The 14,418-nt window shown below is 70.8% G+C and carries 15 protein-coding genes and 2 pseudogenes; 10 read left to right on the top strand and 7 right to left on the bottom strand.

Going from position 1 to position 14,418, the window contains the following annotated elements:
* The first annotated feature begins 278 nt into the window (after positions 1-278).
* Positions 279-605, top strand: coding sequence for a hypothetical protein (locus tag ACFWWU_RS30765; protein ID WP_384150207.1), 327 nt, complete (start codon positions 279-281; stop codon positions 603-605).
* A gap of 237 nt (positions 606-842) precedes the next feature.
* Here the strand turns inward: ACFWWU_RS30765 and ACFWWU_RS30760 are convergent, their stop codons facing one another.
* Positions 843-1,058 (bottom strand): DUF6243 family protein, encoded by a 216-nt coding sequence (locus ACFWWU_RS30760; RefSeq protein WP_384150204.1) that lies wholly within the window; start codon positions 1,056-1,058, stop codon positions 843-845.
* A 545-nt stretch (positions 1,059-1,603) separates the two neighbouring features.
* Here ACFWWU_RS30760 and ACFWWU_RS30755 point away from each other — a divergent pair.
* From ACFWWU_RS30755 to ACFWWU_RS30735, 5 genes and pseudogenes are all read left to right on the top strand, one after another.
* Positions 1,604-2,314, top strand: a complete 711-nt coding sequence (locus ACFWWU_RS30755; RefSeq protein WP_384150202.1) for a hypothetical protein — start codon at positions 1,604-1,606, stop codon at positions 2,312-2,314.
* Between the two features lie 409 nt (positions 2,315-2,723).
* Positions 2,724-3,332 carry a hypothetical protein gene (locus ACFWWU_RS30750; protein ID WP_384150199.1) on the top strand — a complete coding sequence of 203 codons (609 nt, stop codon included), beginning with the start codon at positions 2,724-2,726 and terminating at the stop codon, positions 3,330-3,332.
* A 182-nt stretch (positions 3,333-3,514) separates the two neighbouring features.
* Positions 3,515-4,394, top strand: a pseudogene (locus ACFWWU_RS30745) (IS5 family transposase).
* A gap of 53 nt (positions 4,395-4,447) precedes the next feature.
* Complete coding sequence (locus tag ACFWWU_RS30740) at positions 4,448-4,972, top strand: AAA family ATPase (RefSeq protein WP_384150196.1); 525 nt, start codon at positions 4,448-4,450, stop codon at positions 4,970-4,972.
* A 219-nt stretch (positions 4,973-5,191) separates the two neighbouring features.
* Complete coding sequence (locus tag ACFWWU_RS30735) at positions 5,192-5,587, top strand: DUF1330 domain-containing protein (RefSeq protein WP_384150193.1); 396 nt, start codon at positions 5,192-5,194, stop codon at positions 5,585-5,587.
* 84 nt (positions 5,588-5,671) lie between these two features.
* On the opposite strand, the gene ACFWWU_RS30730 is transcribed toward ACFWWU_RS30735, so the two are convergent.
* The 4 genes and pseudogenes from ACFWWU_RS30730 to ACFWWU_RS30715 all read right to left on the bottom strand — a co-directional run bounded on the left by ACFWWU_RS30730 (position 5,672) and on the right by ACFWWU_RS30715 (position 8,788).
* Complete coding sequence (locus ACFWWU_RS30730; RefSeq protein WP_384150221.1) at positions 5,672-5,818, bottom strand: DUF6221 family protein; 147 nt, start codon at positions 5,816-5,818, stop codon at positions 5,672-5,674.
* A 22-nt stretch (positions 5,819-5,840) separates the two neighbouring features.
* Positions 5,841-6,568, bottom strand: a pseudogene (locus tag ACFWWU_RS30725) (IS5 family transposase); the annotation flags it as partial.
* Positions 6,569-6,605: 37 nt separating this feature from the next.
* Positions 6,606-7,724: a hypothetical protein gene (locus tag ACFWWU_RS30720; RefSeq protein WP_384150190.1), complete on the bottom strand. Its 1,119-nt coding sequence runs from the start codon at positions 7,722-7,724 to the stop codon at positions 6,606-6,608.
* Entirely contained in the window at positions 7,721-8,788 is a 1,068-nt protein-coding gene (locus ACFWWU_RS30715) for a hypothetical protein (protein ID WP_384150188.1), read from the bottom strand. The genes ACFWWU_RS30720 and ACFWWU_RS30715 overlap by 4 nt, the downstream gene beginning before the upstream one ends.
* Before the next feature lie 171 nt (positions 8,789-8,959).
* On the opposite strand from ACFWWU_RS30715, the gene ACFWWU_RS30710 reads away from it, so the two are divergent.
* On the top strand, positions 8,960-9,352 hold the full coding sequence (locus tag ACFWWU_RS30710; RefSeq protein ID WP_384150185.1) for a nuclear transport factor 2 family protein: 393 nt from the start codon (positions 8,960-8,962) through the stop codon (positions 9,350-9,352).
* Between the two features lie 20 nt (positions 9,353-9,372).
* Here the strand turns inward: ACFWWU_RS30710 and ACFWWU_RS30705 are convergent, their stop codons facing one another.
* Complete coding sequence (locus ACFWWU_RS30705; protein ID WP_384150182.1) at positions 9,373-10,335, bottom strand: GlxA family transcriptional regulator; 963 nt, start codon at positions 10,333-10,335, stop codon at positions 9,373-9,375.
* Positions 10,336-10,405: 70 nt separating this feature from the next.
* Between ACFWWU_RS30705 and ACFWWU_RS30700 the strand changes: the two genes are divergently transcribed.
* A complete protein-coding gene (locus ACFWWU_RS30700; protein ID WP_384150179.1) occupies positions 10,406-11,374 on the top strand; it encodes an NADP-dependent oxidoreductase in 969 nt (322 codons plus the stop codon).
* A gap of 181 nt (positions 11,375-11,555) precedes the next feature.
* Here ACFWWU_RS30700 and argG read toward each other — a convergent pair whose 3' ends face one another.
* On the bottom strand, positions 11,556-13,001 hold the full coding sequence (gene argG, locus ACFWWU_RS30695; RefSeq protein ID WP_384150176.1) for an argininosuccinate synthase: 1,446 nt from the start codon (positions 12,999-13,001) through the stop codon (positions 11,556-11,558).
* Positions 13,002-13,147: 146 nt separating this feature from the next.
* On the opposite strand from argG, the gene ACFWWU_RS30690 reads away from it, so the two are divergent.
* The gene (locus tag ACFWWU_RS30690; RefSeq protein ID WP_384150173.1) at positions 13,148-13,972 is read left to right on the top strand and encodes a maleylpyruvate isomerase family mycothiol-dependent enzyme; all 825 of its coding nucleotides are present in this window, start codon (positions 13,148-13,150) and stop codon (positions 13,970-13,972) included.
* Between the two features lie 89 nt (positions 13,973-14,061).
* Positions 14,062-14,361 (top strand): DUF1876 domain-containing protein, encoded by a 300-nt coding sequence (locus ACFWWU_RS30685; RefSeq protein WP_384150170.1) that lies wholly within the window; start codon positions 14,062-14,064, stop codon positions 14,359-14,361.
* Positions 14,362-14,418: the final 57 nt, after the last annotated feature.

The following is a 14,418-nucleotide window of genomic DNA, read 5'->3' as shown; positions in this document are numbered from 1 at the left end:
CGCCCACTGGTCATCTGAAAGATCCCCTCGCCCCACACCGAGATCATCACGGCACGAGGCGAGACACGGACCCCAGTTCTAAAACACGCCCTAGGCACTGTCCGGCGGATCATGTGATTACTAGGATCAAGGGGAGTCCGTCCGAGCCCAGTTGGTCAGTGCCGGCGGGCTGGGTGGATGCGGCAGTGACGAGCGGTGCGGATCCGGTGCGTGCCGCAGCGGACGGCGAACGGGGGGCTGTGGGGAGTCGGCGGCTGCACGGATGTCTCGGGGCAGCGGTGGCGCTGGTTCTCGCGACGTCCACCGCCATGCTCCTGGGCAGGTCGTGGAACGCCTGTGACGTGGGAGTGAACCAGGCGGCCAACAGCGGCTTCCTTCTTTGGCTGTTCATCCCGGGCCTCTGGACGGTCCTGCTGGTGGTCTGGGTCGCGGTGGGCGCCCTTGTCGGGAACCGCCCCCTTCTCCACGCCCTTGCCCTCACGGTGACGCTCCTGGGTGTCGCCTGGTGCGCCATCTCGATCTTCTGGGAGGGCGCCGCCGCCCCTCCGTGCCCCGGCGGCGTGCCTCCGTGGTGGCCGAGCTCCATCCCTGTCCCGGGTTTCTGAGAGGTCGGTCCCACGGGGGAGGTCGGTCCACGGGGGCGAATCACCAGCCGGTGGGTCCTCCTCCCGCACGGCCTCTGCGCCGGCGGTTGGCGCGTTGGCACGAGTGATCGGTCGGCCATCGGCTTCGGCCTTCGGGACAGCTGAGCGGACTGGCCGCCCCGGTACGGCAACAGGGCCCGGACCGCGCGTCGCGGTCCGGGCCCTGCCCGTGCGGTGCCGCCCTGCGGCGGCGGTGCGTCAGCTCTGTGCGGTGTCGTCGCCCGCCTGCCCGGCGCCGCCGACCGCGGCGGCCTTCTCGCGCATCTTGCGCACCAGCTCAGCCTTCTGGTCAGCTGCATTCTGGCGGTCGAGGTTGCGGTGCGGACCGTTGTTCTGCCGTTCGGCGCGGGACAGCTTCTTGCGCTGGCCGCCGCCCTGGCCCACGGGGTTGTTGATGTTCTTGCTGTCGGTCACGGGTTCTCCCGGTAATGATGTGAAGTGATCTACGGATTCATCGGTGGGACAGGCGGCGACGTCGAAGAACGTCAGCAGATGCCCATCACGTTCTCACTCGTGAATCGGCGTCTGGAAGAACATGACAAAGACGTTACCCGGTTCTGCCGGCCCCGCACACCAACCCTTTCGCCGCCCCGGCGCCGGCCGAGGCGTCGGCGAGTGCCCGGGGGCAGCCGTTCCGCTCCGGGAAACTCGGCACCCGCCAGCACCCGCCTGTGGTGGCCGCCGCCGGGGCGGGTCCAGATGGGGGTTACTGGGCCGCCGCGGGCGATGTCAGCGGTCGCGAGCACACTGACGGCATGAGAGTCATCTCACTTCCGCCCCGCCGTTACGGACAACCTTGAGGTGCTGTCCGGCCGATCATGACGGCCCGACGGCTCGACCGCCAGACGGCCTGATGGGCGTAGGTCCACGGCTCGCGGACATGTCCACGCTGCGAGATCCGAGAGCTACGGATCCGGCGCCGACGGCCCGGGCGACCGAGGCTTGGCTATCTTGATCACATGACACGTAGTCACCTCGCCATAGCGACAGCCCTTCTGACCTGTCTCACGCTTTCCGCCTGCTCGGGCGGCGAGGTTCCGGAAGGGGCGCCAGCACCCGCGGGGAAGCCGTCCGCGGGCAGGTCCGGCGAGGTGCAGCCCTTCAGGGACGACACCGACGTACCGCTGACCAGGCAGCTCAGCCGGGGCGAGCTCACCCAGGCGATCCCCGACGCCGAGGACGTGGTCCCCGGCTACTACCCCGGCAACCTGCACAAGAGCATGCCGGGGGAGCCCGACGACTGCGCTCCCTCGGACGCCCCCGCCCCGGCCGGTTGGCAGCGGGCAGGCAGCGGCGAGTACGACTACCAGGGATCGACCCGCTCGCGAGAGATCGATCTGGACGTCTGCCAGTTCGACAACGCCGCGCACGCGAAGACGGCGTACGACCGGTGGCTGGACCGGGACGAGAAAGCTCCCGCCAAGGCGCCCTCTCAGGTCGGAGAGGAATCGGTCTTCCTCGCGTACACCGGATCCAGCGGCACGGTCTACGGCTACAGCCGGTCCGGCACCGTCATCGCCCGAGTCCGCGTCCAGGACGCGGGCGGGGATCCCACCGACGCCCATGACGTGCTGGCTGCCACGATCAAGCGACTCCAGCAGGTCCAGGCGGGCAGGCGGGCCACGGCGACAGCGGCCGATATCTCCGCAGCCGAGCAGGCCCGACGCTAGGTGCTTCGACCGATTCCCCGTGTCGCTCGGCGGCTCACGCGCGACCGTCAGCTGGAGCGGCTCGCGCCCTCACGGTGCGCGAAAGACGCGAGGAGCCTGCGCAGGGCAGGCAGGAGCGGCTGGTGCAGGGCCGCAAGGCGCCTCTCTTCGGCCCGGCAGATGTTGTGGACGCCGGACGCGGATGCGGCGATCGTGGCAGACGCCTTGGCCGCCTTCATCGGGGGGCGTCGCTCGGTTGCCGGCTAGGTTCTGTCTCCTTGGCCGGCGTCGGGTGGGGAGTGAGGCCCGGTAGCGATGCCGGCATGGGGCCATTCGAGTCAGGCAGGTGCGGGAAGCCTGGCGGGAAAGCGCCTGTGGCTGACGGATACCGGTGCTTACCGTGGTGGCCATGCGGAGACGGGTTCTTGCAGTGCTGGGCATCGTGGGTCTGCTGCAGACGGGATGTTCGACCAATGGGGTCGGCTCGACCGAGCGCCCATCCACTTCTTCGACTTCCGTCACCCAGCAACCTTCAGAACTGCTTCCCCATGTCATGCCGACGCCGACATCGGGCGATGTGGATGCTTTTCCCACTCCGGATGACCATGCAAGGGGCAGTGAGAACCTTGAGCGGTTGGTGCGTCGCGAGACTGTTTGGCTGGCTGGGTACGCGGACGGGCGGATCACTGCTCAGTGCCCTGACAAATCGCCTCGTTCCGGCATGAATTTCACATGCACCAGCGACATTCTGGGTGTCAAGGTGACGTGGGACGTCACCGTCACATCCGTCTCATCGTCCTCCGTCACATACGAGTTCGATCCGCACAGTGGGCTGATCCTCCGCGACGGTGTCGTGAGCAGCTTCTACGGCGAGTACACAGGCGCCAAGACAGTGCGCTGCAATGACATTCCCGAAGCTGTTCTGGTACCCCTGAACGAAGAAACCACGTACGCCTGCCAAGCCCAGTACGAGGGGGAGGGCTTCTCCGCACCCCAGCGCGTCACCGCCACGACGAAGGGCCCCGCGCTCAGCGACTGAAGGGTGTCTCCTTGGCTGGCCTTCCTGGCCTCGGCCTGGTCATGCGGTGCTGACAGAACGGCGACTTCACCCGCACCCGCCCCGTTCCGCAGCGACATCGGCACTGACCAAAGAGACACGCCCTAGGGCCTGTCCGGCGGATCATGTGACGACCGCCTTGCGTCGGGGCCATTGTTTGGTTCGTGGGGCGGGGTGATCTGACGAATGGCGAGTGGGCGCGACGTACGCCCCATCTGCCGAAGCCTGGAGGCCGTGGCGGGCGTTGGAATGACCACCGAACAGTGATCAACGGGATCTTGTTCCGGGTCCGCACGGGAGTCCCATGGCGGGATCTCCCGGACCGGTTCGGGAGCTGGAAGACGGTCTATGAGCGTCATCGCCGGTGGTCGGCGGACGGCACCTGGGATCGAATCCTGCAAGCCGTCCAGGCCGATGCCGACGCCCGGGGCGGGGTTGACTGGAGCATGGTGAGCGTGGACTCGACCTCGTGCCGAGCCATCAGCACGCTGCCGGGGCTCCGCGCAGGACGCCGCGAGTACCGAAGCGGAGATCAACACCTCGGCAGCACCGCTCCGACGAAGGACTCGGCCGTTCGCGGGGCGGCCTGACCTGCAAGGTCCATCTTGCCGGGGAGGGTGGCCTGCGCCCTCTGGCGCTGCTGATCACTCCTGGGCAGTGGGGCGACAGCCCGCAGCTGATCCCAGTCCTCGAACGCATCCGGGTAAAGCGCGTCGGCGGTGGGCATCCACGGACCCGTCCTGACCACTTGGGCGGCGATAAGGCGTACAGTTCCCGCCGCAATCGCCGCTACCTGCGCAGACGCCAGATCAAACACACCATCCCGGAACCGAAGGACCAGCGGGCCAACCGCAGGCGCCGAGGAAGTCGAGGAGGCCGGCCCGCGGGCTTCGACAAGGAGAAATACAAGCGCCGGAACGAGGTCGAGCGCGCGATCAACCGGCTCAAGCACTTCCGCGCCGTGGCTACGCGTTACGACAAGCGCGCCTACGTCTTCCACGGCACTGTCACGTGGCCTCCATCCGTCTGTGGCTCAGCCCGTGATCGGGCGGATAAAGCGGTGGTCGTCGGATGGGCTTCCCTGCCACGATCTGGGTGTGACCACGTTGTTCCTGATGGTCGGCTTGCCAGGGGCCGGAAAGACCACGCGGGCTCGGCAGCTCGCTGCGGAGCGCGGCGCGCTCCGCCTGACGCCCGACGACTGGATGATTCCCCTGTTCGGCGAGGCGGAGGCGGACGGGAAGCGCGACGTGCTGGAGGGGCGCATGCTCTGGCTCGCCTTGGAGGCGGTCAAACTGGGCACCAACGTCGTCGTGGACTATGGCTGTTGGTCACGGGACGAACGGTCCGCTATCCGCTGGCTGGTGGAGGCCGAGGAGGCGTGCTTCCGCATGGTTTACCTGCCGGTGGACGATGAGACCCAACGCGCCCGTATCGCCCATCGCTGGGCGACCACCCCCGAGGAGACGTTGCCGATGTCCGAGGCCGACATCCTGCGCGGGCGGGCGCACTTTGAGGAGCCCGACGCCGCGGAGCTGGAGGGCCGCGGAGTCGCCGGCCCGCCGCCCGGCTGGGTGGGCTGGCGGGAGTGGGCCGCCGACCGGTGGCCGTCGTTCGCGTGACCACCGCGGCCCACGACAACTCAGCCGTACTGGGCGTGCCTGCCCTAGCCCGAAAAGATCCGCCGGACAGGCCCTAGGGGGTCTGGTCCTCGCGTCCGCCTACGCGACCCCCTGGGCCGGGTGACGGGGTCCATTACCTGCCAGGTCATCGACCTCGCCGCGGCGGACTGCCACGCTCTTCCACGTACGGAGCAGAACCGACCGGAAGGAAGCTACGCCATGCCCGCCTACGCCATCGCGCACCTGCACGACGCGACCCCGCACGCCGAGGTCGTCGAGTACATCGAGCGCATCCCCGCCACCCTCGAGCCGTACGGCGGCCGCTTCCTCGTGCACGGGACGGCGCACGAAGTGAAGGAGGGCGACTGGCCCGGAGGGGTGGTGATGATCGGGTTCCCCGGGATCGCCGAGGCGCGGTCCTGGTGGGACTCGCCGGCGTACCGGGAGATCGCGCCGCTGAGGTCCCGGCACATGGGCGGCGACATCATCCTGGTCGAGGGCGTCCCCGCGGACTACGACCCCGCTGCCACAGCGAAGGCCATGAGAAAGGCCCTGCCCGCCGAGGAGACGGATGCGCCAGGACCCTCCACCAGCTCTCCCCGACAGGGCTCCTGAGGGGCGGCGTGTCATCGGGACCTGCCGTGAGCTCGGCGGGCCCTGCTGGCGTCTGCCGGTTAGGGGCTGTCTTTTGATCGGACTCTAAGGACGCCATTCCCGGCGGTAATCCGGATGCTCTGCATAGGACTGCGCGAGCACGCGGAGCGCGTAGGTGAGGCCGGCGAAGCGTGGGTCTGTGGGGTCCATGGCCTCGCGGTCCCGCGCAAGCATGTCGATCAGGTCGAGCATCGGCAGGTGACTGTCGAGGATGGCCTCGCCACCGAAGCGATAGGCCACCTCGGCGTAGGCATGGTTGTCTGCCTCGTACCGGGCGTGAATGAACTTCAGAAGGTCGTCCATATGGAGATCCTCGCGCGCTGATGCCGCAGCCGGAAGCTCCCGCCTTCTCGGTCAGCACCTTGTCCAGATGAGGATGCTCGCGAGATGCAGTGCGGCTTGGTAGGCGACGGCGAGCTTGTCCGTCGCTTCCGGGTCCGCTTCGCGGAACACGGATGCCAGCCATGACAGTTCCGAATGCCGGTACGTCCCCCGCCTGGCCTGCGGTGACGCGAAGGACCAGAGGCCGTGCGCGGCTGTCGCTGACGATGTGGACCTTCGTGCTCAGGCCGCCGCGGGAGCGTCCGAGTGCGTGGTCGCCGGGTTCGGCCCGGCCCGGTGCCCCTTATTCCTGGCTCCGGCGGCGTGCTGGTGAGCGCGGCAGACGGTGGAGTCCACCGATACGGTCCAGCCGATGTCGTCACCGGCGTCGGCTGCTGCCAGGAGCGCGGCAAGGATCCGTTCCCAGGTGCCGTCCATGGCCCACCTGAGCAGCCGTTTGTGAGCGGTCTGGAACGAGCCGAGCTCGTCGGGCAGGTCCCGCCAGGGCGAGCAGGTGCGGTACTTCCACGCGATGGCCTCCAGGGTTCGGACCGGATCGGCCGGCATCAGCGGCTCGATCCGGCCCCACATCGCATCAGTGATCACTAACCGGACGGACACATCCGATCAACTGACCAGCCGATCAAAGAGACACGCTCTAGTCGTCGGCGAGCGTGCAGCCGTGGGCCTTCGCCGAGCGCGCGGCGAAGGCCGACAGGGCGGTGCGGAGGCCCGCGTGGTCGAGGGTGAGGTCGACGGTGCGGCCGCGTTCGCCGCCCACGGGGGCGACGACGTAGGCGGCCCGGTCCACCGCACCGCGGCACTCGGCCCACAGGACGTAGCGGCCGTCCGGGGCATCGCCCGCCCGCTGGTCGGTCACGTCGTCGAGGAGGTCCCGCGTGCTTCGCTCCAGGGCGGGGCCGTACGACGCGGTGAACGTGTACAGCGGTGCGCCCCGCAGGCCGCCCAGGGTGCAGCCCTCGGCCGGCTTCGGTCCCGGCGCGGTCTCGACGGCCGTCCGGACGCCCCAGCGTGCGGCGGTCCGCGGGTCGACGATTCCGGCGCAGCTGCCCGACACGGACGCGATGGGCTCGTGGTCCCAGGCGTTCACGGACGTGTCGACCTTCCGCACCGGCTCGCCCTCGGTGACCTCGCACCCCTCCTGCCGGGCGTAGGCCGTCGCCGTGCGGGTCAGCACGGCGGTGAGCCCCGTCCGGGCCTCCGGGCGGCCGAAGTCGGCCCGGTCGATCCTGGCACGCACCTCCGCGACGACGCCGCGCCCCGGTGTGCCGCCGCAGTCGAGCAGGACGGTGGCGGTCGCCTCGCCCCGACGCTCCCGGTCGGGGTCGAACGCGAAGCCACCGGTCCACCCGTGGCCCAGGGGCGCGTCGGTGCGTGTCGCGTCCACCGTGGCGAAGTGGTCCCGTGCGTCGCGCACCGTCACGCGCAGGTCGATCCGACCGTCCTCCTCGTACTCCTCATCGGCTTCGCTCACCCGGCACTGCCAGAAGCTCCTGCCCGTCCTCACCTCCGCCGTCACCTCGGCCCCGCCGACCAGCTCCCGCACCGGATCGGCCGCCAAAGTGCCGTCGCACGCCGAGTCCAGGGCGCGGTCGTGGAGCCAGGCCTGCAAACCGCCGGACAGCCAGAACAGGCCGCCCGCCACCACGGCCGCGCCGGCCGTCAGGCCCGCCGCGAGCCGGATCCGCCGCCGTCGGCGCATCCGGTCCAGTTCCAGCTCCTGCTCCTGCTTGTGCTCCAGGGTCTCCTCGCTCATCCCCACACCTTTCCGAGCACCTTCGTGTCACCGCAGTCGCCCGACGCGTCGAGATAGCGCGCGAGGAGCGAGTCGGCGCGGGAGAGGAGCAGATCGCGGTCCGCTCCCTCCAGGCCGAGACGGTGCAGGGTTCGGCCGCCCGCGCACCGGGCCTCGGCCCAGACCGCGAGTTCGTACGTCTTCGCCCCGGCGGTCGGCTGTCCGTCGCGCCCGGCCCGCGCGAGCTCGTGCCCGTACTCGGTACGCACCTCCGGAAGCACCTCGCCCCACCAACTGGCGGAGCTCACCACCACGCCGCCCCCCGGCTTCGAGAGGGTCGTGGAACAGGCCTTGGCCCAGGCGTGGGTGGCCCCGTGGGCCGACTGCTCGGCACCCTTCAGGGCGGGGCCGAGCAGCGCCGGGCGGAACCACGCGCACTCCGCGGGCGGCGCGTCCGGCGCCGCCTCCTGCGGGGACGGGGACACCGGTTGCACGTCGGTGTCCCGCACCGGGGTCCCACCGCAGCGCCCGCCGGCGCGTACGTCCTCGGCGACGGCGGCGACGAGCCCGCCGAGCCGTTCACTCGCCGGGCTGTCCGTCGAGGCATGGACGCGGAAGGAGGTGACCGGGCGGGCGTACCCCGGCAGGCCGTTCGGGCAGGGGACCGTGACGCGCTGGTCCGCCCGCTTGTGCTCCTCGGCCCAGTCCGGCAGTTCCTCGTACGGGGTGCGGCTCACGATGTCGTCCACCCGGACGCCCTTCAGCGGCGGGTCAAGGACCGGCTCCGCCGTCACGGTGAACCACGGGTCCTCCTCGCCGTCCCCGCCGAGGCCGCATGAGACAAGACCCCGCGGCCCGGGCCCGGTCCGCAGCGTCCACCAGGCGTCGTCGGCCAGCAGCTCCGCCGCGTCCTCCCGCGGGAGCGCCCCGCCGCACGCCCGGGCCAGCGCGTCCTCGTTGTGCCGGTCGCGCTGCTCGCCCCGTACGAGGACGAAGCCCGCAGCCAGCACCACGAGCAGCAGGACCAGCGTCGCCTGCGGCAGCCACCGGTGCCGCCGGAACCGTGCCCATGCCGAGTCGCTCATCCCCGCCCCCTCTTACGTCCCGCCCTCGCGCACGGGCATCGCACCTGCGAATCAACCACCGCACGCTATCCCACCCGTTCCGCGCGTCTGACGCTGGACAGCCGCACCCTCCGGGCATAGCCTCCGATTCACCTAATCAACTTATTGAGTACGTGTATGTGAGGAGGGTCCATGCACCCGTTCCGCAAGGCCGTCGAGGACCGTGACCCGGACGCCCTGGAGGCGCTGCTCGCCGAGGACGTCGTCTTCACCAGCCCGGTGGCGTTCGCGCCGTACGCGGGCCGGGCGATGACCGCCGCGATCCTCCGCGGCGTGATGCGCGTCTTCGAGGACTTCACGTACGTACGCGAGATCGCGAACCCCGACGGCCGTGACCACGCCCTCGTCTTCACCGCGACGGTCGCCGGGAAGCAGATCCAGGGCTGCGACTTCCTGCACGTCGACGAGGACGGGAAGATCGACGACCTGACCGTCATGGTCCGTCCCCTGTCGGCGGCCCGGGCGCTCGCCGAGGCCATGGGTGCGCAGTTCGACCGGATCGCCCGCGAGGCGGCCGGCGGCTGAGCCGATCGGGGTCGGCGGGCTCAGGCCACGGGCACACCGCGGAAGGTGCGCCGGTAGGCGAGCGGCGTGACGCCGATGGCGGCGTGCAGGTGCTGGCGCAGCGAGGTGCCGGTGGCGAAGCCGACGTGCCCGGCGATGTCGTCCACGGCCAGGTCGGTGGTTTCGAGCAACTGCCGGGCCCGGGACACCCGCTGCTGGATCAGCCACCGCCCCGGGCTCATGCCGACCTCCTCGTCGAAACGCCGGGCGAACGTGCGCAGGCTCATCCGGGCGTGCTCGGCGAGCTCGCTCAGGGCGATCGGCTCGTGCAGCCGCTCCAGCGCCCACTGCCGGGTCGCCGAGGTGTCGTTCGCCGTCGCCTCGGGGACCGGCTGCTCGATGTACTGCGCCTGCCCGCCGTCCCGCCACGGCGGTGCGACGCACATGCGAGCCACCCGGTTGGCGACGGCGGCGCCGTGGTCCTTCCGTACGAGATGGAGGCAGACGTCCACCCCTGAGGCGGCGCCCGCCGAGGTCAGCACGGACCCGTCGTCGACGAAGAGGACCTCCGGGTCGAGCGCCACCTGCGGGAACCGCGAACGGAAGGTGTCCACGAGCGCCCAGTGCGTCGTGGCGGGGCGGCCGTCCAGCATCCCGGCCGCGGCCAGCACGAACGCGCCCGTGCAGATGGAGACCAGTCGAGCCCCCGGGGGTACGGACGCGAGCGCGCCGGCGACCACCGGTGGCACCTCGCGGGTGAGGAGCGACAGGTCGAAGGGCGGCAGCACCACCGTGTCGGCCGTGCGCAGGACCTCAGGGCCGTGCGCGACGGTCACCGAGAAGTCGGCGTTGGTCCGGACGGGCAGGCCGTCCACCGAGCAGGTCACGACCTCGTAGAACTCCGGCACGGCACCGAACACGCGGTTCGGGATCCCCAGCTCGAAGGGGTACACCCCGTCCAGGGCGAGGACGACGACGCGGTGGCGGTTTCCCGTGACGGTCATGGCAGAATCCTGTCGAAAGATGGCAATCATGCCATGGTACGCCGCGGGGCCGGCGGCGAGGCTGGTCGGCATGACGAATCACCGCACCATGCGCGCCATGAGCCAGGACCTCCACGGAACCCCCGACGTGCTCCAGGAAGTCGTGGTCCCGAGGCCTGAGCCGGGCCTGAACCAGATCCTCGTCGCCGTCCGCGCGGCCGGCGTCAACCCGACCGACTGGAAGCACCGTTCCGCCGGCCTGTTCCTCGACCGTCTGCCGCTCGTCCTCGGCTGGGACGTCTCCGGCGTCGTGGAGGCCGTCGGCTACGGCGTGACCCTCTTCAAGCCGGGCGACGAGGTCTTCGGGATGCTGCCCTACCCGTACGGCGTCGGCTCGCACGCCGAGTACGTGACCGGCCCCGCCCGCGCCTTCGCGCACAAGCCGGCCGGCATCGACCACGTCCAGGCCGGAGCCCTCCCGCTCGCCGCCCTCACCGCGTACCAGGCGATCGTCGACACGGCCCAGGTCGGCCCCGGACAGCGTGTCCTCGTCCACGCGGCCGCCGGCGGGGTCGGTCACCTCGCCGTCCAAATCGCCAAGTCCCGCGGCGCGTACGTCATCGGCACCGCGAGCGCCGCCAAGCACGACGTCGTCCGTTCCCTCGGTGCGGACGAGGTGATCGACTACCGCGAGGTCGACTTCGCCGAGGTCGTCGAGGACGTCGACGTGGTCCTCGACCCGCTCTCCGGAGACACCCGTGTCCGCTCCCTCGGCGTCCTGCGCCCCGGCGGCGTCCTCGTCTCCCTCCTTCCCGGCACCGACCCCGACGAGCCGGCGAAGGCCGCCGCGCGCGGAGTACGCGTGGAGACCCTCCTCGTGGAGGCCGACCACGCCGGCATGAACGCCGTCGCCGGTCTCGTCGAGTCCGGCGCACTGCGCGCCCACGTCGAGGCCGTCTTCCCGCTCGCCGACGCCGCCAAGGCGCACGCCCTCGGCGAGACCGAACGCACCACGGGCAAGATCGTCCTGGTCGTGGACGGGGTGCCCACGGCGGGCTGAGGACGTCGGGTGGCGCCGCACCTCCGGTGACGCCGGAAGTCCCGTGACGCAGAACGTCCGTGGCGCAGGACGTCCGGTGACGCCGGAAGTCCCGTGATGTAGGGCGTCCCGTGACGCCGGAAAGGCCGGCTCGGCGCGTGAAGCGCCGAGCCGGCCTTTCCCGTGCCCGAAGGGGCGGACGCTAGTCCGTGCCCAGCTCCATCGCCGCGCGGTCGAGCATCTCGTCGTCGTCGGAGACCTCGCCGCGGGAGGCGATCGCCTCGGCGCCGCCCTCCGGCATCGTGCCGATCAGGCCGGTCGCGGCGGCCTGGGCGGCGCCGATGGCGGGGCTGCCCGTGCCGATCAGGCCGAGAGCGGCGTACTGCTCCAGCTTGGCGCGCGAGTCGGCGATGTCGAGGTTCCGCATGGTGAGCTGGCCGATCCGGTCCACCGGGCCGAACGCCGAGTCCTCGGTGCGCTCCATGGAGAGCTTGTCCGGGTGGTAGCTGAACGCCGGGCCCGTCGTGTCGAGGATCGAGTAGTCCTCGCCGCGCCGCAGCCGCAGCGTCACCTCGCCGGTGACGGCCGCGCCGACCCAGCGCTGGAGCGACTCGCGGACCATCAGGGCCTGCGGGTCCAGCCAGCGGCCCTCGTACATGAGACGGCCGAGACGCCGGCCCTCGTTGTGGTACTGGGCGAGGGTGTCCTCGTTGTGGATCGCGTTGACGAGCCGCTCGTAGGCCGCGTGCAGCAGGGCCATGCCGGGCGCCTCGTAGATGCCGCGGCTCTTGGCCTCGATGATCCGGTTCTCGATCTGGTCCGACATGCCCATGCCGTGGCGGCCGCCGATGGCGTTGGCCTCCATCACCAGGTCGACGGGGGAGGAGAACTCCTTGCCGTTGATGGTCACGGGACGGCCCTGGTCGAAGCCGATCGTGACGTCCTCGGCGGCGATCTCGACCGACGGGTCCCAGAAGCGGACGCCCATGATGGGCTCCACCGTCTCCACACCGGTGTTCAGGTGCTCCAGGGTCTTCGCCTCGTGCGTGGCGCCCCAGATGTTGGCGTCGGTGGAGTACGCCTTCTCCGTGCTGTCCCGGTAGGGGAGGTCGTGGGCGACGAGCCACTCCGACATCTCCTTGCGGCCGCCGAGCTCGGTCACGAAGTCCGCGTCGAGCCACGGCTTGTAGATCCGCAGATGGGGGTTGGCCAGCAGGCCGTACCGGTAGAACCGCTCGATGTCGTTGCCCTTGAACGTCGAGCCGTCGCCCCAGATCTGGACGTCGTCCTCGAGCATGGCGCGGACCAGCAGCGTGCCGGTGACGGCGCGGCCGAGCGGCGTGGTGTTGAAGTAGGCACGCCCGCCCGAGCGGATGTGGAACGCGCCGCAGGTGAGCGCGGCCAGGCCTTCCTCGACCAGCGCGGCGCGGCAGTCGACCAGCCGGGCGATCTCGGCGCCGTACGCCTTCGCACGGCCGGGCACCGAGGCGATGTCGGGCTCGTCGTACTGGCCGATGTCGGCCGTGTAGGTGCACGGGACGGCGCCCTTGTCGCGCATCCACGCGACCGCGACCGAGGTGTCGAGGCCGCCCGAGAAGGCGATGCCGACGCGCTCGCCGGCGGGAAGGGAGGTGAGGACCTTAGACATAGGAAGAGTATGCATCATCCTGCATGGTCATGCAACGTGGGTCCGTGTGGGGATCGGTGTCACATGGGCTTACCCCTGGTACGGTCCCTCACCGACCGGTACTCCGCAACGGGGGAGTTGCCGGCGTCCTGGGAGGGGTGGAGCAGGTGCAGCGAACGACCGGGGTACTGACCGAGGATCTCGCCGACGCGATACGCGGAACCGCCGAGGACATCGCGAAGGTCCTGTGCACGCCGCGGGATCGGGGTGCCGGGCACCGGGGTGGTCTGCCGGTTCCCAGGTCCGTCTGGACGGTCGGCCAGGCCGCCGCACACCTGGCCCAGGTGAACGCCCTCATGGCCGACCTCGCCGCCGGTCACGAGCGTCCTTACGGGGACGGCACCCCCGGCGGCCTGGCCGAGGCCAACGAACGCGCCCTCGCCGGATTCGCCGAGCGCGACCCGGCCCTCCTCGCCGACATGATCACGGCGCAGGCCGAAGCGTTCCTCGACGCCGTCGAACGGCGACACCCGGACGAGGTGCTCACCACCCCGCTCGGCGCGATGGGCCCGGGCGTCCTCGGCTCGTACCTGCTGACCCACATGCTCGGCCACGGCTACGACCTGGCCGTCGCCCTGGGCCGCCCCCACATGATCGACGCGCGCCGGGTCGCCCTCACCCTCCCCTTCATGCTCGCCGTGATGCCGAGGGTGGCCGACCCGGCCGCCGTCGCCGGTCTGACCGCGACCTTCGCGGTACGGCTCCGGGGCGGCCCGGCCTTCGGCGTCACCGTCACGGACGGCGAGGTCCGGGTCGCCCCGGAGCCGCCCGCCCGCCCGGACTGCACGATCCTCACCGATCCGGTCGCCTTCCACCTGCTCGCCCTGGGGAGGGTCGACCCGTGGCCCGTGATCGCCCGGGGCAAGGCGCTCGGCTGGGGGCGCAAGCCCTGGCTCGCCCCCCGCTTCCCCCGCCTGTTCCGCGCGCCCTGACGGAGTTCGGGGGCAACGCCCCCGCGCCCCCGCGCGCGGAGGCGCGGGCCGATGGATGCTGGTAGTAGCCATGCGCAAGGAGGCAGACCATGACACGCACTCTGGAGTGGACGGTCGGCCTGGAACTGGTCGAGGAGAGCGGCAGGACGGACGCCGAGGTGCGGCTGAGCACCGGCACCTCGACCATCACGGGCCACGGCACCGCCCGCTGCAACCCGACGGACGTGGACGTCCCGGCGATCGGCGACGAGCTCGCCGCGAGCCGGGCGATGAAGGATCTGGCCGGCAAACTCATGCGGGAGGCCAACCGGGAGATGGAGGCGGTGGGCGCGGGGACCGTACCCCAGCACACCGGTCCCGGATACGGCTGGCCGGAGGCGGTCTCCTGACCTGGGGCCTCCTGATCTGGGGTCTCCTGATCTGGGGTCTCCTGATCTCGGGTCTCC

It is taken from the genome of Streptomyces sp. NPDC058650 (assembly GCF_042717315.1).
Classification (GTDB): Bacteria; Actinomycetota; Actinomycetes; order Streptomycetales; family Streptomycetaceae; genus Streptomyces.
The sequence above is the reverse complement of the archived record's forward strand: the minus strand, read 5'-3'. Positions and strand labels throughout refer to the sequence as shown.

Excerpts from the sequence above, each read along its gene's own strand:
- ACFWWU_RS30755 (WP_384150202.1), top strand. The coding sequence starts at position 1,604 with ATGACACGTAGTCACCTCGCCATAGCGACAGCCCTTCTGACCTGTCTC.
- ACFWWU_RS30720 (WP_384150190.1), bottom strand. The coding sequence starts at position 7,724 with ATGAGCGAGGAGACCCTGGAGCACAAGCAGGAGCAGGAGCTGGAACTG.
- argG (WP_384150176.1), bottom strand. The coding sequence starts at position 13,001 with ATGTCTAAGGTCCTCACCTCCCTTCCCGCCGGCGAGCGCGTCGGCATC.
- ACFWWU_RS30735 (WP_384150193.1), top strand. The coding sequence starts at position 5,192 with ATGCCCGCCTACGCCATCGCGCACCTGCACGACGCGACCCCGCACGCC.
- ACFWWU_RS30705 (WP_384150182.1), bottom strand. The coding sequence starts at position 10,335 with ATGACCGTCACGGGAAACCGCCACCGCGTCGTCGTCCTCGCCCTGGAC.
- ACFWWU_RS30700 (WP_384150179.1), top strand. The coding sequence starts at position 10,406 with ATGACGAATCACCGCACCATGCGCGCCATGAGCCAGGACCTCCACGGA.
- ACFWWU_RS30730 (WP_384150221.1), bottom strand. The coding sequence starts at position 5,818 with ATGCTCGACCTGATCGACATGCTTGCGCGGGACCGCGAGGCCATGGAC.
- ACFWWU_RS30710 (WP_384150185.1), top strand. The coding sequence starts at position 8,960 with ATGCACCCGTTCCGCAAGGCCGTCGAGGACCGTGACCCGGACGCCCTG.
- ACFWWU_RS30685 (WP_384150170.1), top strand. The coding sequence starts at position 14,062 with ATGACACGCACTCTGGAGTGGACGGTCGGCCTGGAACTGGTCGAGGAG.
- ACFWWU_RS30715 (WP_384150188.1), bottom strand. The coding sequence starts at position 8,788 with ATGAGCGACTCGGCATGGGCACGGTTCCGGCGGCACCGGTGGCTGCCG.